The 22,640-nt window shown below is 70.0% G+C and carries 18 protein-coding genes and 4 pseudogenes; 8 read left to right on the top strand and 14 right to left on the bottom strand.

Annotated elements, in window-relative coordinates; genetic code table 11:
• Positions 1-587: 587 nt before the first annotated feature.
• A complete protein-coding gene (ggt, locus tag AC5L3C_RS06215) occupies positions 588-2,399 on the bottom strand; it encodes a gamma-glutamyltransferase (RefSeq protein WP_493647472.1) in 1,812 nt (603 codons plus the stop codon).
• A 154-nt stretch (positions 2,400-2,553) separates the two neighbouring features.
• Here ggt and AC5L3C_RS06220 point away from each other — a divergent pair, with 154 nt between their 5' ends.
• Positions 2,554-3,315, top strand: coding sequence for a hypothetical protein (locus tag AC5L3C_RS06220; RefSeq protein ID WP_125503077.1), 762 nt, complete (start codon positions 2,554-2,556; stop codon positions 3,313-3,315).
• 404 nt (positions 3,316-3,719) lie between these two features.
• On the opposite strand, the gene AC5L3C_RS06225 is transcribed toward AC5L3C_RS06220, so the two are convergent.
• From AC5L3C_RS06225 to pcaDC, 4 genes are all read right to left on the bottom strand, one after another.
• Entirely contained in the window at positions 3,720-4,127 is a 408-nt protein-coding gene (locus AC5L3C_RS06225) for a DUF6278 family protein (protein WP_125503079.1), read from the bottom strand.
• 72 nt (positions 4,128-4,199) lie between these two features.
• Complete coding sequence (locus AC5L3C_RS06230; protein WP_125503081.1) at positions 4,200-4,979, bottom strand: exodeoxyribonuclease III; 780 nt, start codon at positions 4,977-4,979, stop codon at positions 4,200-4,202.
• 97 nt (positions 4,980-5,076) lie between these two features.
• Positions 5,077-5,712, bottom strand: a complete 636-nt coding sequence (locus AC5L3C_RS06235) for an MBL fold metallo-hydrolase (RefSeq protein ID WP_125503083.1) — start codon at positions 5,710-5,712, stop codon at positions 5,077-5,079.
• A 59-nt stretch (positions 5,713-5,771) separates the two neighbouring features.
• Positions 5,772-7,067, bottom strand: a complete 1,296-nt coding sequence (pcaDC, locus tag AC5L3C_RS06240; RefSeq protein WP_493647475.1) for a bifunctional 3-oxoadipate enol-lactonase/4-carboxymuconolactone decarboxylase PcaDC — start codon at positions 7,065-7,067, stop codon at positions 5,772-5,774.
• A 503-nt stretch (positions 7,068-7,570) separates the two neighbouring features.
• On the opposite strand from pcaDC, the pseudogene AC5L3C_RS06245 reads away from it, so the two are divergent.
• Both AC5L3C_RS06245 and AC5L3C_RS06250 read left to right on the top strand, forming a co-directional pair.
• Positions 7,571-7,862, top strand: a pseudogene (locus AC5L3C_RS06245) (helix-turn-helix domain-containing protein); the annotation flags it as partial.
• A 564-nt stretch (positions 7,863-8,426) separates the two neighbouring features.
• Entirely contained in the window at positions 8,427-8,933 is a 507-nt protein-coding gene (locus tag AC5L3C_RS06250) for a phosphate-starvation-inducible PsiE family protein (protein ID WP_493647477.1), read from the top strand.
• Positions 8,934-8,936: 3 nt separating this feature from the next.
• Here the strand turns inward: AC5L3C_RS06250 and AC5L3C_RS06255 are convergent.
• Positions 8,937-10,556, bottom strand: a pseudogene (locus tag AC5L3C_RS06255) (FUSC family protein).
• A gap of 153 nt (positions 10,557-10,709) precedes the next feature.
• Complete coding sequence (locus AC5L3C_RS06260; protein WP_493647478.1) at positions 10,710-11,843, bottom strand: hypothetical protein; 1,134 nt, start codon at positions 11,841-11,843, stop codon at positions 10,710-10,712.
• A 227-nt stretch (positions 11,844-12,070) separates the two neighbouring features.
• On the opposite strand from AC5L3C_RS06260, the gene AC5L3C_RS06265 reads away from it, so the two are divergent.
• The 3 genes and pseudogenes from AC5L3C_RS06265 to AC5L3C_RS06275 all read left to right on the top strand — a co-directional run.
• Positions 12,071-12,382 (top strand): transposase, encoded by a 312-nt coding sequence (locus tag AC5L3C_RS06265; protein WP_493647480.1) that lies wholly within the window; start codon positions 12,071-12,073, stop codon positions 12,380-12,382.
• A gap of 41 nt (positions 12,383-12,423) precedes the next feature.
• Positions 12,424-13,299 carry an IS3 family transposase gene (locus AC5L3C_RS06270; protein WP_493653755.1) on the top strand — a complete coding sequence of 292 codons (876 nt, stop codon included), beginning with the start codon at positions 12,424-12,426 and terminating at the stop codon, positions 13,297-13,299.
• Between the two features lie 29 nt (positions 13,300-13,328).
• Positions 13,329-13,475: pseudogene (locus tag AC5L3C_RS06275) on the top strand (bacteriocin immunity protein); the annotation flags it as partial.
• Positions 13,476-13,484: 9 nt separating this feature from the next.
• On the opposite strand, the pseudogene AC5L3C_RS06280 reads toward AC5L3C_RS06275, so the two are convergent.
• Positions 13,485-14,416 (bottom strand): annotated as a pseudogene (locus tag AC5L3C_RS06280) (IS5 family transposase).
• A 629-nt stretch (positions 14,417-15,045) separates the two neighbouring features.
• Between AC5L3C_RS06280 and AC5L3C_RS06285 the strand changes: the two are divergent.
• The gene (locus AC5L3C_RS06285) at positions 15,046-15,495 is read left to right on the top strand and encodes a DUF1931 family protein (RefSeq protein ID WP_125503135.1); all 450 of its coding nucleotides are present in this window, start codon (positions 15,046-15,048) and stop codon (positions 15,493-15,495) included.
• 82 nt (positions 15,496-15,577) lie between these two features.
• Entirely contained in the window at positions 15,578-16,771 is a 1,194-nt protein-coding gene (locus tag AC5L3C_RS06290) for a PP2C family protein-serine/threonine phosphatase (RefSeq protein WP_493647482.1), read from the top strand.
• Here AC5L3C_RS06290 and AC5L3C_RS06295 read toward each other — a convergent pair.
• From AC5L3C_RS06295 to AC5L3C_RS06320, 6 genes are all read right to left on the bottom strand, one after another.
• The gene (locus tag AC5L3C_RS06295; protein WP_125503139.1) at positions 16,734-17,222 is read right to left on the bottom strand and encodes a DUF2267 domain-containing protein; all 489 of its coding nucleotides are present in this window, start codon (positions 17,220-17,222) and stop codon (positions 16,734-16,736) included. The genes AC5L3C_RS06290 and AC5L3C_RS06295 overlap by 38 nt on opposite strands.
• Positions 17,223-17,256: 34 nt before the next feature.
• On the bottom strand, positions 17,257-17,649 hold the full coding sequence (locus AC5L3C_RS06300; protein WP_493647484.1) for a DUF2267 domain-containing protein: 393 nt from the start codon (positions 17,647-17,649) through the stop codon (positions 17,257-17,259).
• 20 nt (positions 17,650-17,669) lie between these two features.
• A complete protein-coding gene (locus AC5L3C_RS06305; protein ID WP_125503142.1) occupies positions 17,670-19,601 on the bottom strand; it encodes an MFS transporter in 1,932 nt (643 codons plus the stop codon).
• Between the two features lie 458 nt (positions 19,602-20,059).
• On the bottom strand, positions 20,060-20,548 hold the full coding sequence (locus AC5L3C_RS06310; protein WP_411573087.1) for an Hsp20/alpha crystallin family protein: 489 nt from the start codon (positions 20,546-20,548) through the stop codon (positions 20,060-20,062).
• A gap of 47 nt (positions 20,549-20,595) precedes the next feature.
• Positions 20,596-22,377: an FAD-dependent oxidoreductase gene (locus AC5L3C_RS06315; RefSeq protein ID WP_493647486.1), complete on the bottom strand. Its 1,782-nt coding sequence runs from the start codon at positions 22,375-22,377 to the stop codon at positions 20,596-20,598.
• On the bottom strand, positions 22,377-22,640 hold the full coding sequence (locus AC5L3C_RS06320) for a UBP-type zinc finger domain-containing protein (protein WP_125503148.1): 264 nt from the start codon (positions 22,638-22,640) through the stop codon (positions 22,377-22,379). The genes AC5L3C_RS06315 and AC5L3C_RS06320 overlap by 1 nt, the downstream gene beginning before the upstream one ends.

A 22,640-nucleotide genomic window follows, 5' to 3' on the forward strand; every position in this document is an offset into this window, starting at 1 on the left:
CGCCCACCGGAGCAACGCGACCCGGCTCCCCCGGCCCGCGCCCCGCCGCACCACGTCGCACGCCCGCGGACGCCCTTGTCGCGCTACCGGGCCCGTGCCCGGTGCACGCCACCGCGCTACCAGCACGCCTCCGGACCGTCCCACCGCGCCACCGCGCCACCGGCCCATGGCCGAAGCATCCAAATGCACCACCGGCCTTGCCCGAGCCGCACCGCGCGCGCATGCCCGCGATGGCCCTGTAGCGCCACCGGCCCATGCCCGATGCACACCACCGCACCACGGGTGCGCGTTCGAGCCGCCCCAACGCGCCGCCGGCGCACACCCGAACCACACCACCGCGCCGCCCCGCCGCACCGCACGCGCATGCCCGCGATGGCCCTGTAGCGCCACCGGCCCATGCCCGATGCACACCACCGCACCACGGGTGCGCGTTCGAGCCGCCCCAACGCACCGCCGGCGCACGCCCGAACCACACCACCGCGCCGCCCCACCGCAGTGCGGGCGCGCCCGGGCCGCCCCGAGCGCGGCGCGTGTTCCGGGCGCCCCCGTCGCACTACCGCCGCGCGTCCCGGGGGCGCCCCTCCGCGCTACCGCCGCGACGGATGGACCACCATCGCGGAACCACCGCCCCGGCGGACCTTCTCCGCTGCCGCCAGCCACCGGCCGTCGGGCAGGCGCTGGACGGCTGTCGCGGCGCCGATCTCCGGGTTTTCGCGGAAGGAGTGGCCGATGGCCTCCAGGCTCCGGCGCAGCTCGCCGTCGTACAGGCCGGGTTCGAGATCCGTGCGTGCCGTGTTGCGCTGGCTGGCGCGCGGTGCGGCGATCGCGTCGGCCAGGGGCAGACCGCGGTCGAGGAAGCCCGTGAGGGTTTGCAGCACGGTGGTGATGATGGTCGAGCCGCCGGGTGAGCCGAGCGCCACCACCGGCCGGTCGTGGCGGTCGAGCACGATCGTCGGCGAGATCGACGACCGGGGCCGCTTGCCGGGACCGGGCAGGTTCGGGTCGTGGACGGCCGGGTCCGCGGGCGCGAAGGAGAAGTCGGTCAACTCGTTGTTGAGCAGGAACCCGCGCCCGGGCACGGTGATGCCGCTGCCGCCGGTCTGTTCGATGGTGAGGGTGTAGGCGACGACGTTGCCCCACCGGTCCGCGGTGGTCAGATGCGTGGTGTTCTCGCCCTCGTACGTCGTCGGCGCGGCCTTGCCGCCCGTCGCGCAGGGCCGTGGGTCGCGGGGGTCGCCGGGGGCGAGGGGGCTGGTGAGGACGGCGTCGTCCCTGATGAGGCACGCGCGGGAGTCGGCGAACCGCTGGGAGAGCAGTTCCCTGGTCGGTACGTCCTCGAAGGCGGGGTCGCCGAGCCAGCGCCCCCGGTCCGCGAACGCGATGCGGCTCGCCTCGATGAGACGGTGCAGGTAGCCAACGTCGCTCGCGTCGGAGAGGTCGGTGCGCTCCAGGATGTTGAGTGCCTCGCCGACCGTGGTGCCGCCGGAGGAGGAGGGCGCGATGGAGTAGACGTCCAGGCCGCGGTACGAGGTCTTCGTCGGCGGCTGGAACTTCGCCCGGTAGACGGCGAGATCGCGGGCGGACAGCTCGCCGGGGCGGGCGTTCCAGCCGGAGTCCGGGTCCACGGGCGGCTTGTTGACCGCGTCGACGATGTCCCGGCCGATGGCGCCCCGGTACAGGGCGTCGACACCCTTGCGGCGCAACTCCTCGTAGGTGCGGGCCAGATCGGGGTTCTTGAAGGTGGAGCCGACGGCCGGGAGCTCCCCGCCGGGCAGGAACAGCTCGGCCGTGTCGGGGAAGTAGCGGAAGCGGGTCTCGTTCGCGGCGGTCTGCGCGCGGAAGGTCTCGTCGACGGTGAAGCCCTTGCGCGCGAGGCGTTCGGCGGGCTCGAGGACCGTGCTCAGGCCGCGCCTGCCCCACGCGTCGAGCGCCCGCTGCCAGGTGGCGGGCGTGCCGGGGGTGCCGACCCCGAGTCCGCTGCTGACGGCTTCGGCGAACGGCAGCGGCTCCCCGTTCTCCAGGAACAGTCCGGCGTCGGCGGTGAGCGGCGCGGTCTCGCGGCCGTCGAGGGTGTGGACGGTGCGGGAGCGGGCGTCGTAGTAGACGAAGTAGCCGCCTCCGCCGATGCCGGCCGAATAGGGCTCGGTGACACCGAGCGCGGCGGCCGTGGCGACGGCCGCGTCGACGGCGTTGCCGCCCTTCCTCAGGACCTCGATCCCGGCGGCGGAGGCGTCGGCGTCGACGCTGGAGACCGCGCCGCCGTGGCCGACGGCCACCGGGACCTTGGGGGCGTGCGGGGCGGGCCGCCCGTGTGCGGCGGGCGGCGCGGCCGCCCCCACCGACACGACGGCGGCACCGACCGCCAGGACCGCGAATCTCCGTGCGACAGGGCGACGCATCCGCACCTCCGGTAAAGGGCCGTCCGGCGCAGCTTAGTTCGTCGCCATGCCCTCGTCAGGTACCCCGGCGGGCGTGCCGTGCCGGTGGTCCGGGGCGTCCGGGCGGCCTGCTCGTCGAACACGGGTTTGCGTCGGCCCGCTACCATGCGCGCCCATGAGTGACGACGTACGCAATCTCGTTCTGGGTGTGGTGTCCGCCGGCATCTGTGCTGCGCTGGGCTGGATCGCCCGTACCTATCTGTGGAGGCGGAAGCTCCGGCGCAAGCAGAACTTCTTCGGCCTGCCGGCGAACTCCGAGTCGCTGCTCGTCGTCAACCGCGATCCGGCGACGGCGGAACTCGCCGTGCACCGCTTCGACGTGTTCGCGCTGCTCGAACTCTCCGCGCTGATCAAGGACTGCGGGGCGCACGTTCAGATGATCACTCAGGACGCGCCGCACCAGGGCTTCGGGGAGCGGACGGAGTTCTGCGTCGGCGGTCCGGGGTCGAACCGCCGCATGGTCGCCCACATGGCGGCGATGCTGCCGGGGGTGCGGGTCAATGTCGATCCGGAGCCGGGGCCGGACCGGGGCGCCTTCCAGATCGGCTCCGAGCGCTACCGCATGGATCCCGGCGTCACCGAGTACGTGCTGCTGGCCCGGCTGACCGCCGGTGAACGGCGCGAGGCGCGGCCGGTGTTCCTGTTCTGCGGCCAGCGTGCCATCACCAACCAGGCCGCCACCCGCTATCTCGCCCGCAACCACGAGCGGCTGGCCCGCAAGCACGGGTCCCACTCCTTCGTCCTGCTGCTGAAGGTGATCAACTCCCAGGCCTACGGCCCCGATGTGGTGGAGCTCGTCGCGGACGTGACCAAGGCGGCCCAGGCGCCGCTGCCGGCCCAGGCACCGGCGTCGCACAAGGCGAAGTCGGCGGACTGAGCGATCCGGCCCCCCGTCCGGCGCGCAGCTGACCTTCTCCTCGCCGGCTGACGACCCGTCGTACGCGTCGCTCCGCCGTGCGAGCAGTGATCTCCGGCTGCCGCCGGACGGGACTGGCCTGTGTGACCGCCTCCTCCGCGGGCGGGTCCGCGGTGGGTCCCTCCCCGGCGGCGGTGTCCGCTCTCCTGGCGCGAAGTCCCCTCCCCCGCCGGGACGGAGGGAACATCGTAGTCGAGGATCGGACGGACGCCTCCGTCGGTGTACTCGTTCTCGGCCCTGTGCTGGTCGCCGCACGCTATCCAGGCAAGATCACCGGATGCGTGCGACACGCACTTGTCGATCATTAGCCGTATTTACACCGAGCGGTGCGCCGATCTCACCGGGCGGCGCGCCGGTACCGTCCGTCAGGCCTCGGCGACCTCCGCGTACAGCTGCGACAGCTCGGGCACTCCGCTGGCCGCCCACGCGTGCCCCGCGTCCACCACGTCGAACTCCCGGCCGGAGGCGAGCCGTACCACCGGCTGTCCGTCGGGGCGGATCCGCCACACGGCTCCCGGCACGGTGCGCACGATGACGGTGCCGAGGTACAGCCCCGCGTCGTTGCCCAGCCAGTCCGACGTCTCCTCGTCGTCCCGCCAGCCCGGCACCAGCTGGTCCAACGCCTCGAGCGAGGCCGGGGAATCGTCCAGCCGGACCCCCGCCCGGTGCGCCTGGGAGCGCAACAGTTCGCATTCGGCGAGCAGTTCGGCGATGCCCTCGGAGTCGGGGAACCCGACCTTCCGGCGCCGATTGCCCAGGAATGGGATGTTCATACCGCCAGCCTGGCATCCGTACCGCCCCGCGCACCACAGGGCGCGCGGGTCCGGCCGGCGGCGGGCGGCCCGCTACACGTCCAGGTCCACGACGACCGGCGCGTGGTCCGAGGCGCCCTTGCCCTTGCGCTCCTCGCGGTCGACGTAGGAGTCCTTGACCGCCTTCGCGAACGGCGCGTTGCCGTACACCAGGTCGATGCGCATGCCCCGGTTCTTGGGGAAGCAGAGCTGGCGGTAGTCCCAGTACGTGAACGGGTGGTCGTACTTGAGGGGGCGCGGCACGACGTCGGTCAGGCCGGCCTCGCGCAGGGAGGCGAGGGCGGCGCGCTCGGCGGGGGTGACATGCGTGGAGCCCTCGAAGGCGGACCGGTCGTAGACGTCGTCGTCGGTCGGTGCCACGTTGTAGTCGCCCAGGACCGCGAACGGACGGCTGCCCTGGGCGTCGCCGGCCACGGCGGCCTTCAGTGCCTCGAACCACTGGAGCTTGTACGCGTAGTGGGGGTGGTCCACCTCGCGCCCGTTCGGCACGTACACCGACCAGACGCGGACGGGGCCGCAGGTCGCGGAGATCGCGCGGGGCTCGACGGAGCCGTCGTAGCCGGGATCGCCGGGCAGTCCCTTGACGACGTCCGCCAGGCCCACCTTGGAGAGCACCGCCACGCCGTTCCACCGGCCGGTGGCGTGCACCGCCGACTCGTAGCCCAGCTCGCGCAGCTGCTCCGCCGGGAACTGCTCCTCGGCGACCTTGGCCTCCTGGAGGCAGAGCACGTCCGTGCCGCTGCTCTCCAGCCAGGCCAGGAGCCTCGGCAGGCGGGCGGTGATCGAGTTCACGTTCCAGGTGGCGATGCGCATGCCTCACAACCTACCCGGAGGGTCCGACAACGCCCGTCCGCCTGCCCGCCACCGCCCGGCTGCCCGGCTGCCCGCCTGTCCGCCGCCACCCGTCCGCCTACAGCTCGGCGGAGCCGCCCGGTGCGAGCCGCAGGTGCTCCGCGCCGCCCAGGGCGCCGATCTGACGGTCGTAGATCGGCCGGGCCAGGTCGGTGAGCGAGGCGTCGTGGATGTCGTAGGCGCGCGTCGGGCGTACCTCGCGGACGTAGTCGATGACCTCGGAGATCTTGTTCCAGGGGGCGACGACGGGCAGCATCAGCGTCTCGACCGGGCGGTCGGGGACGGTGAGGGCGTCGCCGGGGTGGAAGACCTTCCCGCCGTCGACGAGGTAGCCGACGTTGGTGACGCGCGGGATGTCCGGGTGGATCACCGCGTGGAGCTCGCCGTGCACCTGCACGTCGAAACCGGCGGCGGTGAAGGTGTCGCCGTGCCCGACGGTGTGCACGCGTCCCGGGAACGCCGCCGAGATCTGTTCCGCGACCGACTTCAGGGTCCAGATCTCCGCCGCCGGGTTCGCCTCCAGCGCGGCCCGCAGCCGCCCCTCGTCGAAGTGGTCGGGGTGCTCGTGCGTGATCAGGACGGCGTCCGCGCCCAGGGCGGCGTCCTCCTCGGTGAACACGCCGGGGTCGAGGACGAGCACCCGCCCGTCCTTCTCCAGGCGGACGCAGGCATGCGAGTACTTTGTGAACTTCATACGTCCATCCTGCCTCGTGCGTCACAGGCGTGCCGCACGCCGGGGCTCACTCCTGGCGCTCACTCCTGGGGTGTGGTCTCCTCCCGGACCACCTGCTGCGCCACCCGGAAGGCGCGGTTCGCCACCGGCAGGCCGCAGTAGACGGCCGCCTGGAGCAGCACCTCCTTGATCTCCACCGGGGTGAGCCCGTTGCGCAGCGCGGCCCGGGTGTGGACGGCGAGCTCGTCCAGATGACCGCCGGCGACGAGGGCGGTCAGCGTGACACAGCTGCGGGTGCGCCGGTCCAGGCCGGGGCGCTCCCAGACCTCGCCCCAGGCGTAGCGGGTCACCAGCTCCTGGAAGTCGCCCGAGAAGTCGTCGGTGCCCGCGAGCACCCGGTCGACGTGCGCGTCGCCCAGCACCTCGCGGCGGACCTTGAGCCCGGTGTCGTACGGGTCGGGCCTGCCCTGCTGCGGCGGCACGGCGGCCGGAGCGATCTCGGCGACGGGGGCGGGCTGGGCGGGGGCGACGGACGGCACCGGCTGGAGCGGAGCGGCGGGCAGGGCGGTCTGGCCGGTGGCGGACTCGAAGCCGGGCTGCCACGCGGTGGAGAAGTGCCGCACCAGCAGGTCGGTGACGGCGGCCGGCTGTTCGACCGGCACCAGGTGGGAGGCGCCGGGTACGACGGCGAGCCGGGCGTCCGGGATGCCGGCGACGAGGGTGCGGGCCTCGGCCGGGCCGGTGACCTGGTCCTCGGAGCCGACCAGCACCAGGGTCGGCACGCCGACGCTGCCCAGCCCCGCGCGCACGTCGAACGAGGCGAGGGCCTCGCAGGCGGCGATGTAGCAGCCGGGGTCGGTGGTGCGCACCATCTGCACGGCCCACTCGGTGATCGCGGGCTGGGCGGCGGCGTACCCGCCGGTGAACCAGCGTTCGGGCGCGGAGCGCGCCATGGGATCGAGTCCGTTCGTCCGCACGATCACCCCGCGCTGACGGAACTCGTCCGCGGTGCCGAAGCGGGGCGAGGCGGCGATCAGCGCGAGGGACGCGAGGCGCTCGGGATGGCGCAGGGCCAGCTCGATCCCGACGGCACCGCCGAGCGCGCAGCCCGCGTACCCGAAGCGGTGCACGCCGAGGCCCTCGAGGGTGGCGAGCAGCCGCGCGGTGAGCTCGCCGACGGAACCCGCGGGGTGGGCCGGCGCGCCGCCGTGCCCGGGCAGATCGAACCGGAACACACGCCATTGCTTCGTCAGCTCGGGGACCTGCCGGTCCCACATGTGCCATGTGGTACCCAGTGAGGGACCGAGGATCAGGACCGGGGCCTCTTCTGGCCCGTCAAAGCGGTATTGCAGGGTGTTCGACGGTGTCTCACTCACGCCCCAGACCCTCTCACGTCTCACAAAATCTCACACAGCCCGGGGAAGCCGGCCACTCGATGCCCCCGTGGCCCGGCTCGTCGGGCACTGCCGCCGGCCTCGTCGATCGAGTCCGAGCCTCTCAGCGTGTACGGGCGCCCCTGCCGCAGCGTGTCCTGCCTGCCGCACTCTCGCCGGGTCCTCACGTCGACGCGCTGCTTCCTCCATCAGCACAGCTGCCAGCTGTTCCCAGTTTGCAGCAAAGCATTGGTTGCTGTCCCGAAGGACGGGACGACGTAGCGGGAGACCTTTCGGGACGCTCCGATCGCCACCTGAAAACCAGCCGGTTGGGCCTGGACTGAAAGCCTTGTCCCACCGTGAGCCGGCGGGGATCATGACCACGTGCGGCACCAAAAGAGCCTCCACGAACGACTCGAACGCGCCGGACGGCGTGGCCCGGGAAGGTCAAGACGCACGACTTCCCCAGCCAGGCCGAGAAGGCGATCCCGTACGGAATCTACGACATGGCCGCACGCCGAGGCCACGAGCGCCTGGTGGCCCCCGGCGCGGGCGCCAAGGCCAAAGCTCACCCCAGCCGATAAGGTCCTGGTCACCGTGCTCCACCTGCGGAAGATCGCGACCATGGACCTCCTGGGTCAGCTCTTCAACACCACCGCCATGACGGTCAGCCGGGCTGCGAAAGACGTCCGCCCGCTCCTGGCCGCCCAAGGCGTTCGAGTCTCCGCCTCAACAGCCCGCTTCCGCACACCAGATGACATCGCCCGGTTCCTTGACCCCGGCAGCATCGAGATCTGACCAACGTGTTGATTCCCGGCAAGCCCTAAGTGGGCGTCCTCTCCCGCCAAGGTGAGAGTCCGACTGGCGGTTCTCCATCCGTTGCGCCGCCGCAGTAGGCCCCGGAGGCTTCGAGGCGTCTCGATCCGCCACCCGTTCACCGTCCGCCGTGAACAGCGCGATGTGGAGGCTCGAAGAGCCGGCATCGAGGGTCAGTACGTGACCATCACGGCTCTCGTGGGAGCGGTCAGCTCTCATCACACGCCTCCAGTGCACCTGCGTCCTCCGCCACGGTGCGCCCGCCACGGAGTGCGCTCTGCCCTCATGGTCGGTCTGGGTCAGGAAGACGCCGATGTCTCAGCCGCCGTCCTCCAGGCGGAGCCGATGCTCCGTCGTCCCGGGTCGGCGCCAGGGCGGCCCGCAGGTTTCCTACCGTTTGTGTCCGCGTCGGGTTACCTCTGGGTCCCTGCTGCATGGTAGGCCTGTCGTCCTCCGCCGCTTCCCCAGGCTGCCACGACAGGGAGAGATCCGCCCGTCCACCCGTTCGCCCAGCACGCAGCGCCTGCGGGCCGGGGCACTCCTAGCATGCTGACTGTGCGACCCATTCTCCCGAAGATCGAGGGCGGCCGGGTACAGGGCCTCCTCCAGCACATCGAGGACGGCATCCACCTCGTCGTCGCGGCGCTCCTCGTACTGCTCGCGGGGATCCTGACCGTCGGGGTCGTCCATGACGTCATCCGGTCGGTCCAAGGGCCGTACCGCGAGGAGACGATCGTTCTCTCCGCCCTGGACAGCAGCCTGGTGCTGATCATCGTGGCCGAGCTGCTGCACACAGTCCGCCTCACCATCAGGAACCGGACCCTCGACGCGGAGCCGTTCCTCGTCGTCGGCCTGATTGCCGGCATCCGCAAGGTGCTCATCGTGACGGCCGAGGCGGAGAAGTCCTTCCGGTGGAACGTCGAGGGGATCGAACTGCTCGTCCTGGCGGGGCTGATTCTCGTGATGGCGACAGCGGTGTACGTGTGGCGACGCTCGACACGGCCGGGAGACTACGCCCCGCTGCAGGAGGCGCGGCGCTCACGGTCGCCGTAGCCGTCACCCACCCCGGTGCGCGGGTCCTGATCCGTCACCTTCATCAGCCACGGGCCGCCCGCACCCCTTGCTCCTCGCGAGCTGAGCTGACGTCCCGTTCCAGGGGTGTGCGGCTCACTGCTGCGGCGAGGTCCTCCGGGGCCCGCTTCTGCAGCTCTGCCCCGCGCCGTAGCACCGGGCTCCGGTCCCCGGCGGCGCCCTCCCACGCGTAGAGCGCCTCCTCCACGCGCCCCAGTCCGGATTCCTGTGCTCACACACATCGACTGCCGGCCCGGCAGACATGGCTCTCCATGAGCATGGCCGCCCGGTCCTGCCTTGCCTGGTCGTAGGCCGCCTGCCAGGCGACACGTGCCTCCCTGCTCGCCAACAAGGCCTTGCGCAGGTCGGCGCGATGTGTGAGCACCACCCGCTCCGGGACCGTCTGCTCCCACGCCTGGCCGCCCATGCCGAGCAGGAAGGCGACGTACGCGGCAGTGGAAGCACTGGGAGTAGGCGTAGCCGGTACGGAGCAGCGTGTACGACAGGGCCGCCGGGACCACCGCCAGTACGCCGAGCACAGGGGTGTCCGGGCCCAGGGCCTGCACCATGCCGGTGGCGAGCGCGACACCCGCCAAGGTCCCGGCGAGACGGCCCACCGCACGCGCGTACGTCCGGTGGAAGTCCGGCCGCATCACCATCACCGAGGCGGTGGGCGCCCAGTAGCCGTGCTCCAGGGGCAGCCGGGAAGCGCTCAGATGGCCGAGCGTGGCCACCAGCCGTTCGGTGGCCTGCCGGGCGGGCCCCTCCAGCACCTCGCCCTCCTCGCACCGCGCAGGACCTCCGCGCGCGGGCGGCACCTCGGCGGGAGTGCCGCGGCGGATCGAACGGACGGCCGCGTCCAGGACGTCGGCGGCCGCGCCGAGCAACTCCCGTGCGCGGTCCCGCCCAGGGCCCTCCTCCGGGGCGCCGACGTCCGTTCGGCGAGCGCAGCGACGACCGGCAGGATGCGCTCGGCGAGCCCCCGCGGGCCGTGGAGGACGAGGGCCGGGTGCGGGCCTGCGATGGCGTCACGGCGACCGCGTCCCGAGTCGTCATCAGCGGCTCCGGGTCGAACGGCGCGGTCGGGTCGTGCCGGAGCCGGCGGGCGTAGTCCGCCACGCCGGCCAGGCCTTCGGCCAGCGCGTCACGATGCGCCCACCAGCGGTGAGTCGGTAACAGCAAGATCAGTACGGCCTGCGCCAACCTCCGAACGCGATGACCCCGGCGTGTTCCAGGGCTCGCCCGACGCTGGTGGACAGGGTGATGGTCACCAGCATGCTGCCGACCGTCGTCCCTGCGACGAGCCCAGCAGTCGATCCGAGGGACCACGCCATCCCCGCGGCAAAGGCCCATACGGCCAGCAGCGGGAGGAGCGTCACGAGTCGCCCCGCCGCCAGGTAGCCCCCCGAAGGTGCTGAGCGCCAGCCCCGCGCCCGCGCCGAGCGCGATCACCTTGCGCGGACGCCGGGCCCGCTGGAAGGTGGCGGCACCCGCGGAGTACGCACCGAGGGCGGCGGACACGGCGTAAGCAGGGGAGACCAGCCGCGCCTCCTCGATCGTGAGCCCGGATCGCGTGACCTCCCCGAAGGTCCGCGGCCACCTCACTCATGTGAGCCTGGCCGGAACGCCCTGCCGGGGCGCGTCGGCCGCGCCGCCGCCTCCTGACGGCACCACGCTCGGCGGACGCGCACCCCCTGGCCGACCTCCCGGCTGTTGTGGAGCGGCCCCGGTCCGGGAGCCAGTCGTGCCGGTGTCGGTTCACTTCGAGGGCTGGTCACCGCGATCGTTTTGGAGCGTGTGGCGACGTTCCTGTTCACGCTTGGAGTAGGCGGCTGCCCGGATCGCCTCGTCGCTCTCCAAGCCCGATCCCAGCGCGCCGCCCACGGTGGCGACCGAAGCGACGAACCACGACAACGTCAAGTACTCCTCGGCGTGCAGTGGGTTTCGTGTCACGGAAGCGAACACTTGGTCGTTGATGATGAACAGCGCCCACACCCAGTTGATGACCAGCAAACCCACGTAGCAGACGAGCACGCCGATACCCACGGTCACGACCGTCGAGGCGTTGTACAGCCGCGCCCTCTGCCTCGCCTCCGGCGAACTCTCCGTTGATCGATGCCACAGCTCCGCGTCTATGATCAGCCAGCCGCTCATGATCGCGACAGATCCGACCGTGGCAATCACGAGGCGTGGCGTGCTGAGGGACGGGGCCAGGGTCCAGACGGTGGAGTTCACGGTGGCGATTGCTCCCGTGGCGAGTGCGGCCGCCAGGGCTTTCGACAAGCCCGGCACCAGTCGCCACGGCCGGTTGGCGCGGACCATGCCGGCGAGCACCCGCAGGTAACCGCGCGGCCCGCTGACTGCGTACCGAAGATCGTCGGTCTCCTTTTCATCGGTTCGGCCCGGACGAACAGGCGCGAGACGATTGACGAAGGGCCCCGGAAGCGGCTGACTTCGTGGAGATCCTTCAGCCTCAGTGGTTCGCGAACCCGCCAAGCCGAGCACGGCTTCTTCGACGGCCCGCCGGGCCCTCGTCTGCAGCCGCAGGCCTCCCAGCGAAGGGAGAAAGAACAGCGCCAAGCCGTGTTCATGGTTCAGATCCACAGCGAGCTTGCGCCGGTGTGAGTGCAGCGGAAGGTCGGTGAGGGCCACGACGATGTCCCAGTTCTCCGCACTCCCACGGTCCATGATCCGGCGCATCAAAGTGGGCGGGTCCTCCGTCCCGGAGGTGAAGGGCTCACTGACAACCTCGACGTCGAACCGACGCCCTTGGCCCGACTTGTCGGCGAGCCGAGCAGGAAGCGTCCGGGCCATGCGCTGCGCGATCTCCGTCGGCGCGTCCGGATCCGCCAGGAGAGCCACGACCGTAACGCCCTGAGACGACACCCGCATGAGCGGATCCTCCTAGGAGCTGTCCGGGCGATCACGCGTCCCGTTAGGGTGAGTCGGCGGAGGGACGTGATGGGTGCTGTGGAGATGACTCGCGCGGAGGCGGTCGCGCTCGTGCAGCGGATCATGGAAGCGGACTACGCCTCTGACGACGAGGTGGATGAGGTTCCCCCGAGATGCGGCGGATGGTGACAGAGGGTCGGATGGGTCTCATGAGAGGAGCCCATACGATGCCCGCACCGAGGAAATACCCGCTGGAGTTGCGTGAGCGTGCGGTGCGGATGTACCGCGCTTCCGAGCCGAAGCCGGTGATCCGCCGTCTGGCCGAGGAGCTCGGCGTGCACCACGAGGCCCTGCGGGGCTGGATCCGGCAGGCCGAGGCCGATGCCGGTGAGCGGGGCGACCTGCTCACCACTGCCGAGCGGGAAGAGCTGACGGCGCTGCGTAAGGAGAACGCCCAGCTCAAGCGGTCGAACGAGATCCTGAAAGCTGCCTCGGCTTTTTTCGCCCAGGAACTCGACACGACCCGGCGCAGGTACTGACGTTCGTCGACGAACACAGTGACCTCGGTGTCGAGCCCGTCATCCGGGAACTCTCCATCCCCTCGTCCACCTACTACCGCTGGCGCCGCGCGCAGAAGGAGCCGTGCGAGCGCAAACGCCAGGACGCAGAACTGACCGAGAAGATCCGCAAGGTCCACGCCGACTCCGGCGGGATCTACGGATCCCCACGCGTGCATGCCGTCCTCGCACGCGGAGGCGTACGCATCGGCCGCAAACGCGTCGAGCGGCTGATGCGCGAGGCCGATCTGGCCGGCATCAGCCCACGCCGTCCCGGCAAGGGGTTCACCCGCCGCGATCCGGACGCCGCCCTCGCCCCGGACCTGGTGCAGCGCGACTTCACCGCGAGCGAGCCGAACCGGCTGTGGGTCACCGACCTCACCATGATCCCCACACTGGAAGGGCCGCTGTGGCTGTCGGCGATCCGGGACGCCTTCTCCCGCCGGGTGGTGGCCTGGGAGACCTCCGCCCGCGCCGACGCGGACCTGGTCCTCACCACGCTGGAGTACGCCCTCGCGTCCCGCGAGGTCGAACCCGGCACGCTCATTCATCATGCGGACCACGGCTGCCAGTACACGTCCATCAAACTCACCACTCGCTTACTCCGGGCGGGAGTTGAGGCATCCATGGGGTCGGTCGGGGACTCGTTCGACAATGCCCTGGCGGAGAACCTGTGGATGCTGGTGAAGACCGAGTGCATCCGCGGCCGGGTATTCACCACCCGGGCCGAGGCGAACCTCGCGCTCTTCGAGTACCTCGACGGGTTCTACAACCCCCGCCGCATCCAGAAACGACTCGGTTACCTCAGTCCCATCGAGTTCGAGGAAAAGCACTACGCCGATCAGGCAGCGGCCGAACCAGTGAACCTGAAACCCCGCCAACCCCTCCTGACCAGCTAGTCAGCACCTCCCGCACAACGGGGGAAGCTCAGGACGGCTGGTTGGACAGGCTCGACAGAGCCCTGGCATGTCCGTCCGGTTATGTCAGCGACTTGATCTTCTGGCCGCCGGAGCGGGAGCTTTCGGCTGATGAGGTAGTCGGTCAGGCCCTGGCGTACCGGCCGATCGCCTTGTGAGGTCGGGACTCAGCCCCGAAGCCAGATGAGTAGAGCCGCGGTGGTGGCAGTGCCGAGGAAGATGTAGCCGCGCTTGTCATAGCGGGTGGCCACGGCCCGGGACTGTTTCAGCCTGTTGATCGCTCGTTCGACGGTGTTGCGCTTCTTGTACCGCCCTTCGTCGAAGCCGGGTGGCCGTCCGCCGCGTGAGCCTTTGCGCAGGCGAGCAGCCTGGCTGTCGGTCTTCTCCGGGATCGAGTGCCGGATACCACGGCGCCGCAGGTACTCGCGGCACGGGCCGTTGCTGTATCCCTTGTCGGCCGCGAGACTGTCGGGCTTCGTGCGCGGCCGTCCCGAACCGACCCGAGGAACCCGGATCTTGGCCAACACTGCTTGGAACTGGGTGCAGTCCGCCCGCTGTCCGCCAGTGACGACCAAAGACAGCGGGCGGCAGCGGCCGTCGGCGCTCAGGTGGAGTTTGCTGGTGAACCCGCCCCGCGAGCGGCCCAGGCCCTCACCTCCCGCACCACCTCCACCAGCCGGGCGAGCAGGCTCTGCCACGGCGTTTCGCCCTGATGTTCTGCCGCTTCGGCCCCCTTTGACGCGGGTGCCGGCGGCGGTCCGGTCCGGGCACCGGCCGCGTGCTGATGGGCGCGCACGATGGTGGAGTCCACCGAGACGTCCCAGTCGATCTCGCCCGCGATGTCGGCGGCGGCCTGGACCTGCTGCAGCAGACGCTCCCACGTGCCGTCGGCCGACCACAGCCGGTGGCGTTCATAGACGGTCTTCCAGGGGCCAAACCGCTCTGGAAGATCCCGCCATTGCACCCCGGTCCGCACTCGGTACAGAATCCCGTCGATCACCTGTCGGTGATCCCGCCACCGGCCACAACGTCCATTACTCACCGGCAGGAACGGCCGCAGCCGTTCCCACTCCGCATCCGTCAGATCGCCCCGCCCCATGCCCGCAACAACGAACCAGGCACAGAGCGGTCACATGATCGCCCGGACAGCTCCTAGTCGGCTGTCCCGCGGTCCCGAGTGCCCATAGACGCCGCCGAGGTAACGTCGACGCCGCGTGACACGCCTGCCTCCGCCAGCAGGCGGCAGGCAGTACGGCCGGACCGCCTCGTCTTCTCGACACAGGGCCTGCTCCCACCACCGGGCCGGCATCAAGTGTGCCGCCGCGAACACCCGCTCCGGCACGCACTGCACGCCGCACCATCGACCACCCGCTTCTCCGTTCCCGGCCCCGGAGCCGGAGGCCGGCAGAGCCCTGCCACGCGGGAAATCCAGAGCGCCTGCGAGGCACAGCAATACGTCCTGCCCGCTCGGGGCGGCCGGTGGGTGGGATGAGTCAACCTGCCCTGGCTTGCAGCTCACCGGCCTCTCCGGAGCGGGCTCCGACCCTGCGCCGGGTCCGCACGCCCGTCCAACAACCCGGGCTGTCGGACGCCTGGGCCTGGCAGGGCAATACAGGAAGGCTAATTGGGCCCGACATGTGCATGCGTTCGCGTGCCCCCGTCGGCCAGGCTGGCTGGGAAGCCCAGGCGCCGGGAGCCACCCGGCGCCCGCAGCCGGAGGTTACCGTCATGACCGTGATGTCCATCGCCAGGTTCGAGAGGTTCTTCCGTACGGCCGCAGGGCTGGACGTCGACAAGAACGATCTCAAGCGTTACAGCGACTTCGTCGACGCCAAGCTCTACGATCTGCTGACCGTCGCCCAGGCCACGGCCAAGGCCAACGCGCGCGACATCGTCCGAACCTCAGACCTGCCGATCACGAAAGGCCTGCAGGAGAGCATTCATCGCTTCCGGAATATCGACGAGGAAGTAGAACTCAAGCCGATCCTGGAACAGCTCGCCACCCACCCCCCTCTCGACCGCACGCCCGACCCGGACACCGAGGCGGCCTACCCGGAGATCATCGGCGGACTCAGCCTCGCTCTTGCCGAGAGCTTCAAGATTCTCCACCCCGATCTGAAGAACCCCCAGACCCGGCACTGGGACGAAGCCCGAGCTGTCTTCGACCTGCTTCTGTAAGGGGCGGTTGCGACCCCGCCGGCTGCTGCGGCCGACCGGTGTGCGGCTTGCGCGGCTCGTCGTCTCGGGAATCATCGAATGCATGGACAGGAACGCGTCCGTCGGGTCGGCGGAACTGATGCTGGAGGAATTCGTCAGGGCGTCCCAGGCGGCATCACCCGCGGAATTGCCCATCGTCCTGAACCGGTACGCCGAGGCCATGGGCCTGGGGACAGCAGCGATCTATCTGGTCGACCTCCAGCAAAGACTGCTGGTGCCGTTTGTCGAGGGCGAGCCCGATCTGGATCTCGGGACGTCCCTGGCGGGATGGACGTACCGCACCAACTCACTCCGAGTGGAGGAAACCCCGTCCGATGAGCTGAACGTTTGGCTGCCCCTGGCCGACGGAGCGGAGCGGCTGGGCGTTCTGAAATGGACTATGGGCACCCTCGACGGGCTCACATTGCGGCGCTGCCGCACGACGGCGATGCTCCTCGCACTGATCATCACATCCAAGCGCACCTACAGCGACACCATCGCGCAGCGCATGCGTACCAGGCCGATGCATCTGCACACGGAGATGGTGAGAGCCTTTCTCCCTCCCCGGTCGATCGGCACCGGGCGGGTTGTTTCGACGGCGGCTCTCGAGCCTGCGTACGAATTGGGCGGCGATGCCTTCGATCACGTATTCACCGAGGACATCCTGCACACCACCATCCTCGACGGCATGGGGCACGATCTGGCGTCCGGACTGACCACCGCTGTCGCCATGGCGGGCTGCCGTAATGCCCGACGCAGCGGGGCGGGCCTCAACGAACTCGTGGGCACAGTGGACGATGCGCTGGCGAAGTGGCTTCCGGAGCAGTTCTGCACGGGTGTCTTCACGCAGTTGCACATGCGCACCGGCGTGCTGACATGGTGCAACTGCGGTCATCCAGCTCCGTTGCTCATCCGTCACCACCGTCTGCTCGACAAGGCATTGGAGCGGTCGGCTGAGCCTCCGCTGGGGCTGCCTGCGCGTCTCGCCGAGACCGACCGCCAGGTGCACGAGGTCGGCCTCGAACCCGGTGACCGCATACTGCTCTACTCGGACGGCGTCGTGGAGTCACGCAACGAGGCGGGCGAGGAGTTCGGCCTGGAGCGCTTCACCGACTACATCATCCGGTCGACCGCAGCGGGGCAGAACGCCCCGGAAGTGCTGCGCCTGCTGATCCATGCCATCCTCGATCACCGGCACAACAAACTCACCGACGACGCCACTATTCTGATGTTCGAGTGGCAGCCCCCTGATCCGTGACCAGCTCCTCCTCCTTCTCCACGTCGGGCATGAGCGCGCCGAACGAGTCCGGCACCCGGCTTTTGAGGTGCTCCCATTCGCCGGTGCTCACGTGCAGCGCCAGAGTGTGCAGGGTGGTGCGCACCAGCCTCTCGGTGCCACCCACGACCGCATAGGGGAATTCCTGCCGGACTCGTGCGAGGAACTCGTCATTGTGCATCTTTACGGGCACTTCGGCTGGTTTCCAACCGTCGTAGTAGATGCCCCTGATGATGGTCGGCAGCTGGGCGCCGAACTGTACGGCCGTATCCACCGGGAGACGGTCCCGGAGCGGGTGCAGCACGGCCCGCAGCGCCGCGTACGACTGCCTACGCCGTTCCTTGGGCCATCCGAAGGCTTCCTCGATGTCCCTGAGGAGCCGATTGGCCTTGTCCACCATGGTGTCGAACGAGGAGAAACCCGTGTCAACCATTTCTGTGACCTTTCGTTCCAGGTGCCTCACGGCCTCAGTCCGCCAGGTCGGCCTTGCCGAACAGGGCCGCGTAGCCTGAGGGGAGCTGGCTGATGATCTGATTCAGTTCTCCGCCGGTGACAGCGTCGGCAACGGTGGTCAGGACAGCGCTGGCGTCCCACTGCGCCGTACGTGGCCGGGCGTTGGTGCGCTCGGCGACCCGGCGGTAGAATTCTTCGATCCCGAAGCTCTCAGCCTGCGCCGGCCTTGCCCGCAGCAGGACGTCTCCCAACGGGCCGGGCAGCTGGGATGCGAGATCCTCGACCTCGCCCGGGCTGATCCGTTGGGCCAGCACGTCCAGCACGGCGTTGGTGACGCCTTCGGCTTCGTTCCTGTCCTCGTATTCGCCTCGCTCACGTACACGGGCCAGGAATGCGTCGTACTTCATCGCTGTCTCCTTCTGCCCGGTCACCGCTGGTCTCGGGGTCCCTCTTGGGTGCTCTCGGGCCGGTCGGATCCGTCCCCCGGCGCGTACCTGCCGTTCGCAAGGACCTTGACCCGGTGCTCCCGCTCGGACTCACGCAGGGCACGGCGGAAGCGTCCGGGGCCCCAGGAACGGCCGCGCACGGACTGTTCGAGTTGGTCGCGGCTCGTCGGACCGGATTCCCGGAGCGAGTGGGCTATCTCCTCGACCTCGTTGTCGAGGCTTTGGTCGGCCATGGCGGACGTACGGCTTGCCGTGCCCGCGGTGCCGGCCATCCCCGGCGAGTACATCCTGCTGCCCGGTCCGGTGCCCGGACGGTAGCGGCGGGCTCCAGCGCTCTCCCGCTCCCGGCGGCGGGCGGTGCGGTCGTCGATCCGCTGTTTCCGCTCCTCCGCGGCCCGCCGAACGTGCTCGGGCCGGCTTCGGTCCCGTACGTCCTGAGGCGCGGGCTCGTTGCGCCAGGCTGCGTCGGCTTCCTCAGCGGTGAGCGGCCGGGCGATGTTCTCCAGAGACTGCTGTTCGGCCCGGACACCGAAGAAGATCTCGGCCAGCCCACCCAACGCCATGGCTGCCGCTCCGACCAGGAATCCGATGGCCACCAGATCCGCGTTGCCACTGTGAATCAGATGGCCGAACAGCAGCGGGCCGGTGATTCCGCCCACGGCCGTGCCGATCGCGAAGAACAGTGAGATGGACAAGGCCCGGGTCTCCATGGGGAAGACCTCGCTCACCGTCAGGTAGGCCGAGCTCGCTCCCGCGGACGCCACGAAGAAGGTCAGCGAGACCAGCAGGAAGAACCACCATGCCGTCAAGGAGCCGCTGATCAGCAGGATGGCGAGGAGGGTCGCCACGACTGCCGAGCCCAAGTAGGTGCCCGTGATCATCGGCTTCCTGCCCACGGTGTCGAACAGCCGACCGAGAAGGAGTGGTCCGAGGAAGTTCGCGATGGCGAAGAGCGTCATGAAGTAGGGGATCGAGCCGGAGCCGATGTCGAAGAAGCCGTTCAGAATCGTGCCCAGGTCGAAGACGATCGCGTTGTAGAGGAACGCCTGTCCGACGAAGAGCGCCAGACCGAGAACGGCGCGACGCGGGTACCGCCGCAGAGCCGTGCCGGCGATCTCCCTGAACGGGATGACGTCGCGCTGCCGTACGGTCACCGCCTCGCCCGGTTCCGGCAACTCGCGGCCGGTCTCCTGGTGCACCTCGGCCTCGATCCGGTCGACGATGCGTTCCGCCTCGTCTTCACGCCCGTGGATGAACAGCCAGCGTGGGCTCTCCGGCACATGACGGCGTACCAGCATGATGCCCAGGCCCAGGACCCCGCCCAGGCCGAAGGCCAGCCGCCAGCCGAGGTCGGCTGCCAGCAGACTCTCGTTGAGAAGCAGCACGGCGACCAGGCTGCCGAGCGCCGCACCGACCCAGTAGCTGCCGTTGATGGCCAGATCCACCTGCCCGCGGTTGCGGGCCGGAATCAGTTCGTCGATGGCCGAGTTGATCGCCGCGTACTCTCCGCCGATGCCCATCCCGGTGATGAAGCGGGCGAGATAGAGGTACCAGGCGTCGTGGGCGAACGCTGTCGCGACGGTGGCGAGGATGTAGATGCCGAGCGTGAGCATGAACAGCTTCTTGCGCCCGTAGCGGTCGGTGAGCCTCCCGAACAGGAGAGCGCCCGCACATGCGCCTGCCACGTAGATGGCTGCGGCAGTCCCTATTTGGGCGCTGGTCAGGCTGATGCCGCTGCCCGGCTCGGTCATGCGGGCGGCGACTGCCCCTACGATCGTGACTTCGAGTCCGTCCAGAATCCAGACGGTGCCCAGACCGATGACGATCCGCCAGTGGAATCGGGACCACGGCAGCCGGTCAAGCCGGGCGGGGACCTTGGTGGTGACGACACCAAGCTCGGCGGTGGTGGTCATGCCATGCCTCCTCGTTCAGCGCCACGGGCTGTTGCCGGGAGTGGAGCAGAACAGGCCGGAGTGGGCCGGTCCGTCTAGGGTGTCTTCTGTGCTGCGCTGCCGCCTTCTCGGACACCGTTATCGCTTTCTCAACGAGGGCGACACGATGGTCTGGCACTGCGCGCGGGAGTGCGGAGCCAAGGGAAGCAAGCGGTATCCCACGCCCCAGGACGCCGAGCGTTACGCACGGGCATTCGACCGCGAGGATTTGGCGGACCTGGGCCGGCGAGCACCGCTGGGCCTGCTCCCCCTCCGGCTGGTGCGCGCCTGGCGCCTGCGGCACCGCAAGCGGGCCGGTGGCGCATCTCCACCGCGTGAGGGCTCCTGACACAGGACGTCATGCACGACTCACCCCGGATGTCGCGGCCCGCCGGCCCGGCCGCGGTTCCGGACGGGTGTCCGGAACCGCGGCGTGCGCGTCAGCCGCTGCGTTCGCTCGTCTCGCTGATCTCGACGTGCCGGGGCCTTGCGACCTCGGCCTTGGGGACGGTGATGGTGAGCACCCCGTCCGACATCTGCGCATTGATCTTGTCCGTGTCGACCTCTCCGGGCAGCCGCAGCCGGTACTCGAAGGCCCCGGTGCGGCGGGTGCTCCGGCGCAGGACGCCTTTGCGTTCCTTCTCCTTGATCTCTCCGGTGACCACCAGTTCCTGGCCGCTCGCCTCGACGTCGATGTCCTTGCTCTTGACGCCGGGGAGCTCGATCTCGACGTGGAAGGCGTCGTCGGACTCCGTGACATCCGCCAGGGGTGTCCACGCGACTGCGGGCGCCGTACCTCCCACCGTGGATTCGATCAGCCCGCTCATCTCGTTGAGCAGTTGGTCGAACTCCGTCAGCGGATTGCGTGCCCAGCCGAGCGGCCCGGCCGGCGTTACGGCACCTCGGTGGTGCAGGACGGGAGTGGCCATTCCCATCGCCTCCTTCTCCTTCTCGTGATCTCGTCGTCCCCTTGGTGTCATGCGAGCCAAGCGGACTCCTTCGGACGGGTGCGCGGTGAGCTGTCGGTGCCGCCGGGCGCGGCCGTGTGGCCCAGGTAGCGATGCACGAAGTGGATGCTCATCGAGCCTTCGCCGACCGCGGAGGCCACGCGTTTCACCGAGCCGCTGCGGACGTCGCCGACGGCGAAGACGCCAGGCAGGCTGGTCTCCAACGTCAGGCAGTCGCGGCCCTGGCTCTGCCACAGCCCGGGGACGGAACAGGCCTGCGCCTCCGCGCCGGTGAGCACGAAGCCGCGCGCGTCGAGGGCGAGCGCGTCGGACAGCCACTCGGTGTGGGGGTCGGCGCCGGTGAAGACGAACAGGGCCCGCACCACGAGCCGGCGGTGCTCGCCCGTGCGGTGGTCGACCACGGTGACCGCCTCCAGCGCCTTGTCGCCGAATGCCTCGGTCATCTCGGTGTGCAGCAGCACGCGCACCCGCGGGTGGCGCTCGATCTGATCGATCAGGTATCGGGACATGTGCGCCTCGAGACTCGGCCCACGGACGAGCAGATACACCTGCGGTGCGTACCCGGCCAGGAAGAGCACGGCCTGGCCCGCGGAGTTGCCCCCGCCCACGACGGCCACCGGGTCGGTGCGGCACTGCTGGGCCTCGTAGACGGTCGCCGAGTAGTGGACGCTCGTTCCCTCCAGGCGTTCGATGCCGGGCACCTGGAGGCGGCGGTAGCGAGCGCCGGTGGCCAGGACGACGGTGCGGGCGGTGATCTCGCTGCCGTCGGCGAACCCGACGGCGTAGTGCCCGTCCCGCGGTTCGAGCCGAGCCGCCTCCACCGGGACGCTGATCCTGGCGCCGAACTTCTCGGCCTGGAGCACAGCGCGTTCGGTGAGTTCGGCGCCGGAGATGCCGGAGGGGAAGCCGAGCAGATTCTCGATGAGGGACGACGTGGCGGCCTGGCCGCCGGTGGCCATGGCCTCGACCACGGTCGTGCCGAGACCCTCCGAGGCGGCGTTCACCGCGGCGGCGAAACCAGCGGGTCCGGAACCGACGATCAGGAGATCGCCGTGATGGTTTCCGGCAGGCAGCGACGGCAGGCCCAGGAGCCGGGCCAGTTCCGCGTTGCTGGGGTTGCGCAACAGAGTGGTGTCCCGCCAGATGACGAGCGGTGTCTGAGCCGGGCCGACGCCGAAGCGGCGCAGCAGGGCCTCGGCCTCCTCGTCGGTCTCCAGATCGATCCAGCGGTGCGGCAACCGGTTGCGGGCGGCGAACTCGCGCAGCCGCCGGGTGTCGGGCGAATAGCGCGAGCCGATGATGCGGAAACCGGCGCCCTGCCCGACGAGCAGAGCACGGCGGCCCAGGCAGGCGCGCAGCACCACATCGCCGAGGGCGGAGTCCCGGGCCACCAGGTCTCGCAGTTGATCCATGGACAGGGCGAGGACCTCACCGGGCTCCCTGGTCACGGCGGTGTAGAAGGCCACCTGCCCATTCCGGAGACCGAGTTCCCCGATGAAGCGGCCGGGGCCGTGCACACGCAGCAGGCGTTCACCGGTCGTGCCGTAGCCCTCGACGATGGCGACCGAACCACTGAGGACGACGTAGAACGTCTCGCACGGCTCCCCCTCCCGGATCAGCACATCACCGGCGTCAACAGCGCGCCGCCGACCGTGCTGCGCCAAACGGGCCATCTGGTCATCCGGCAGGCGGGGATAGGCGCCGTAGAGGTCAGCTGTCTCGAAGGGGACGCTCTCCTCCACGTCGTCCGGCACAGGCGCTGCGCCCGGCCGCGTCTCGTCGCCGGCCATCACACGAACGCCTCGTGGGCGAAGCACCACCGCCAGTCCTCGCCGGGCTCCAGCGACGCCACGATCGGATGACCGTCGGCGGCGGCGTGACGGCGCGCGTGCCGGTTGGGCGAGGAATCGCAGCAGCCGACGTGGCCGCAGCTCAGGCAGAGCCTGAGGTGGACCCACGGGGAGCCGAGCAGCAGACACTCTTGACACCCTTCACGGGTCAGTGGCTGGACCGGCCGGACAAGCGCGAGGTGGGGGTCGGTTCCTACGGTCAT

It is taken from the genome of Streptomyces speibonae, assembly GCF_984686075.1.

Bases quoted from the DNA above. Each gene is read 5' to 3' on its own strand.
- ggt (WP_493647472.1), bottom strand. From the start codon at position 2,399: ATGCGTCGCCCTGTCGCACGGAGATTCGCGGTCCTGGCGGTCGGTGCC.
- AC5L3C_RS06220 (WP_125503077.1), top strand. From the start codon at position 2,554: ATGAGTGACGACGTACGCAATCTCGTTCTGGGTGTGGTGTCCGCCGGC.
- AC5L3C_RS06225 (WP_125503079.1), bottom strand. From the start codon at position 4,127: ATGAACATCCCATTCCTGGGCAATCGGCGCCGGAAGGTCGGGTTCCCC.
- AC5L3C_RS06230 (WP_125503081.1), bottom strand. From the start codon at position 4,979: ATGCGCATCGCCACCTGGAACGTGAACTCGATCACCGCCCGCCTGCCG.
- AC5L3C_RS06235 (WP_125503083.1), bottom strand. From the start codon at position 5,712: ATGAAGTTCACAAAGTACTCGCATGCCTGCGTCCGCCTGGAGAAGGAC.
- AC5L3C_RS06250 (WP_493647477.1), top strand. From the start codon at position 8,427: ATGCTGACTGTGCGACCCATTCTCCCGAAGATCGAGGGCGGCCGGGTA.
- AC5L3C_RS06260 (WP_493647478.1), bottom strand. From the start codon at position 11,843: ATGCGGGTGTCGTCTCAGGGCGTTACGGTCGTGGCTCTCCTGGCGGAT.
- AC5L3C_RS06265 (WP_493647480.1), top strand. From the start codon at position 12,071: ATGCCCGCACCGAGGAAATACCCGCTGGAGTTGCGTGAGCGTGCGGTG.
- AC5L3C_RS06285 (WP_125503135.1), top strand. From the start codon at position 15,046: ATGACCGTGATGTCCATCGCCAGGTTCGAGAGGTTCTTCCGTACGGCC.
- AC5L3C_RS06290 (WP_493647482.1), top strand. From the start codon at position 15,578: ATGGACAGGAACGCGTCCGTCGGGTCGGCGGAACTGATGCTGGAGGAA.
- AC5L3C_RS06295 (WP_125503139.1), bottom strand. From the start codon at position 17,222: ATGGTTGACACGGGTTTCTCCTCGTTCGACACCATGGTGGACAAGGCC.
- AC5L3C_RS06300 (WP_493647484.1), bottom strand. From the start codon at position 17,649: ATGAAGTACGACGCATTCCTGGCCCGTGTACGTGAGCGAGGCGAATAC.
- AC5L3C_RS06305 (WP_125503142.1), bottom strand. From the start codon at position 19,601: ATGACCACCACCGCCGAGCTTGGTGTCGTCACCACCAAGGTCCCCGCC.
- AC5L3C_RS06310 (WP_411573087.1), bottom strand. From the start codon at position 20,548: ATGGCCACTCCCGTCCTGCACCACCGAGGTGCCGTAACGCCGGCCGGG.
- AC5L3C_RS06315 (WP_493647486.1), bottom strand. From the start codon at position 22,377: ATGGCCGGCGACGAGACGCGGCCGGGCGCAGCGCCTGTGCCGGACGAC.
- AC5L3C_RS06320 (WP_125503148.1), bottom strand. From the start codon at position 22,640: ATGACCGTAGGAACCGACCCCCACCTCGCGCTTGTCCGGCCGGTCCAG.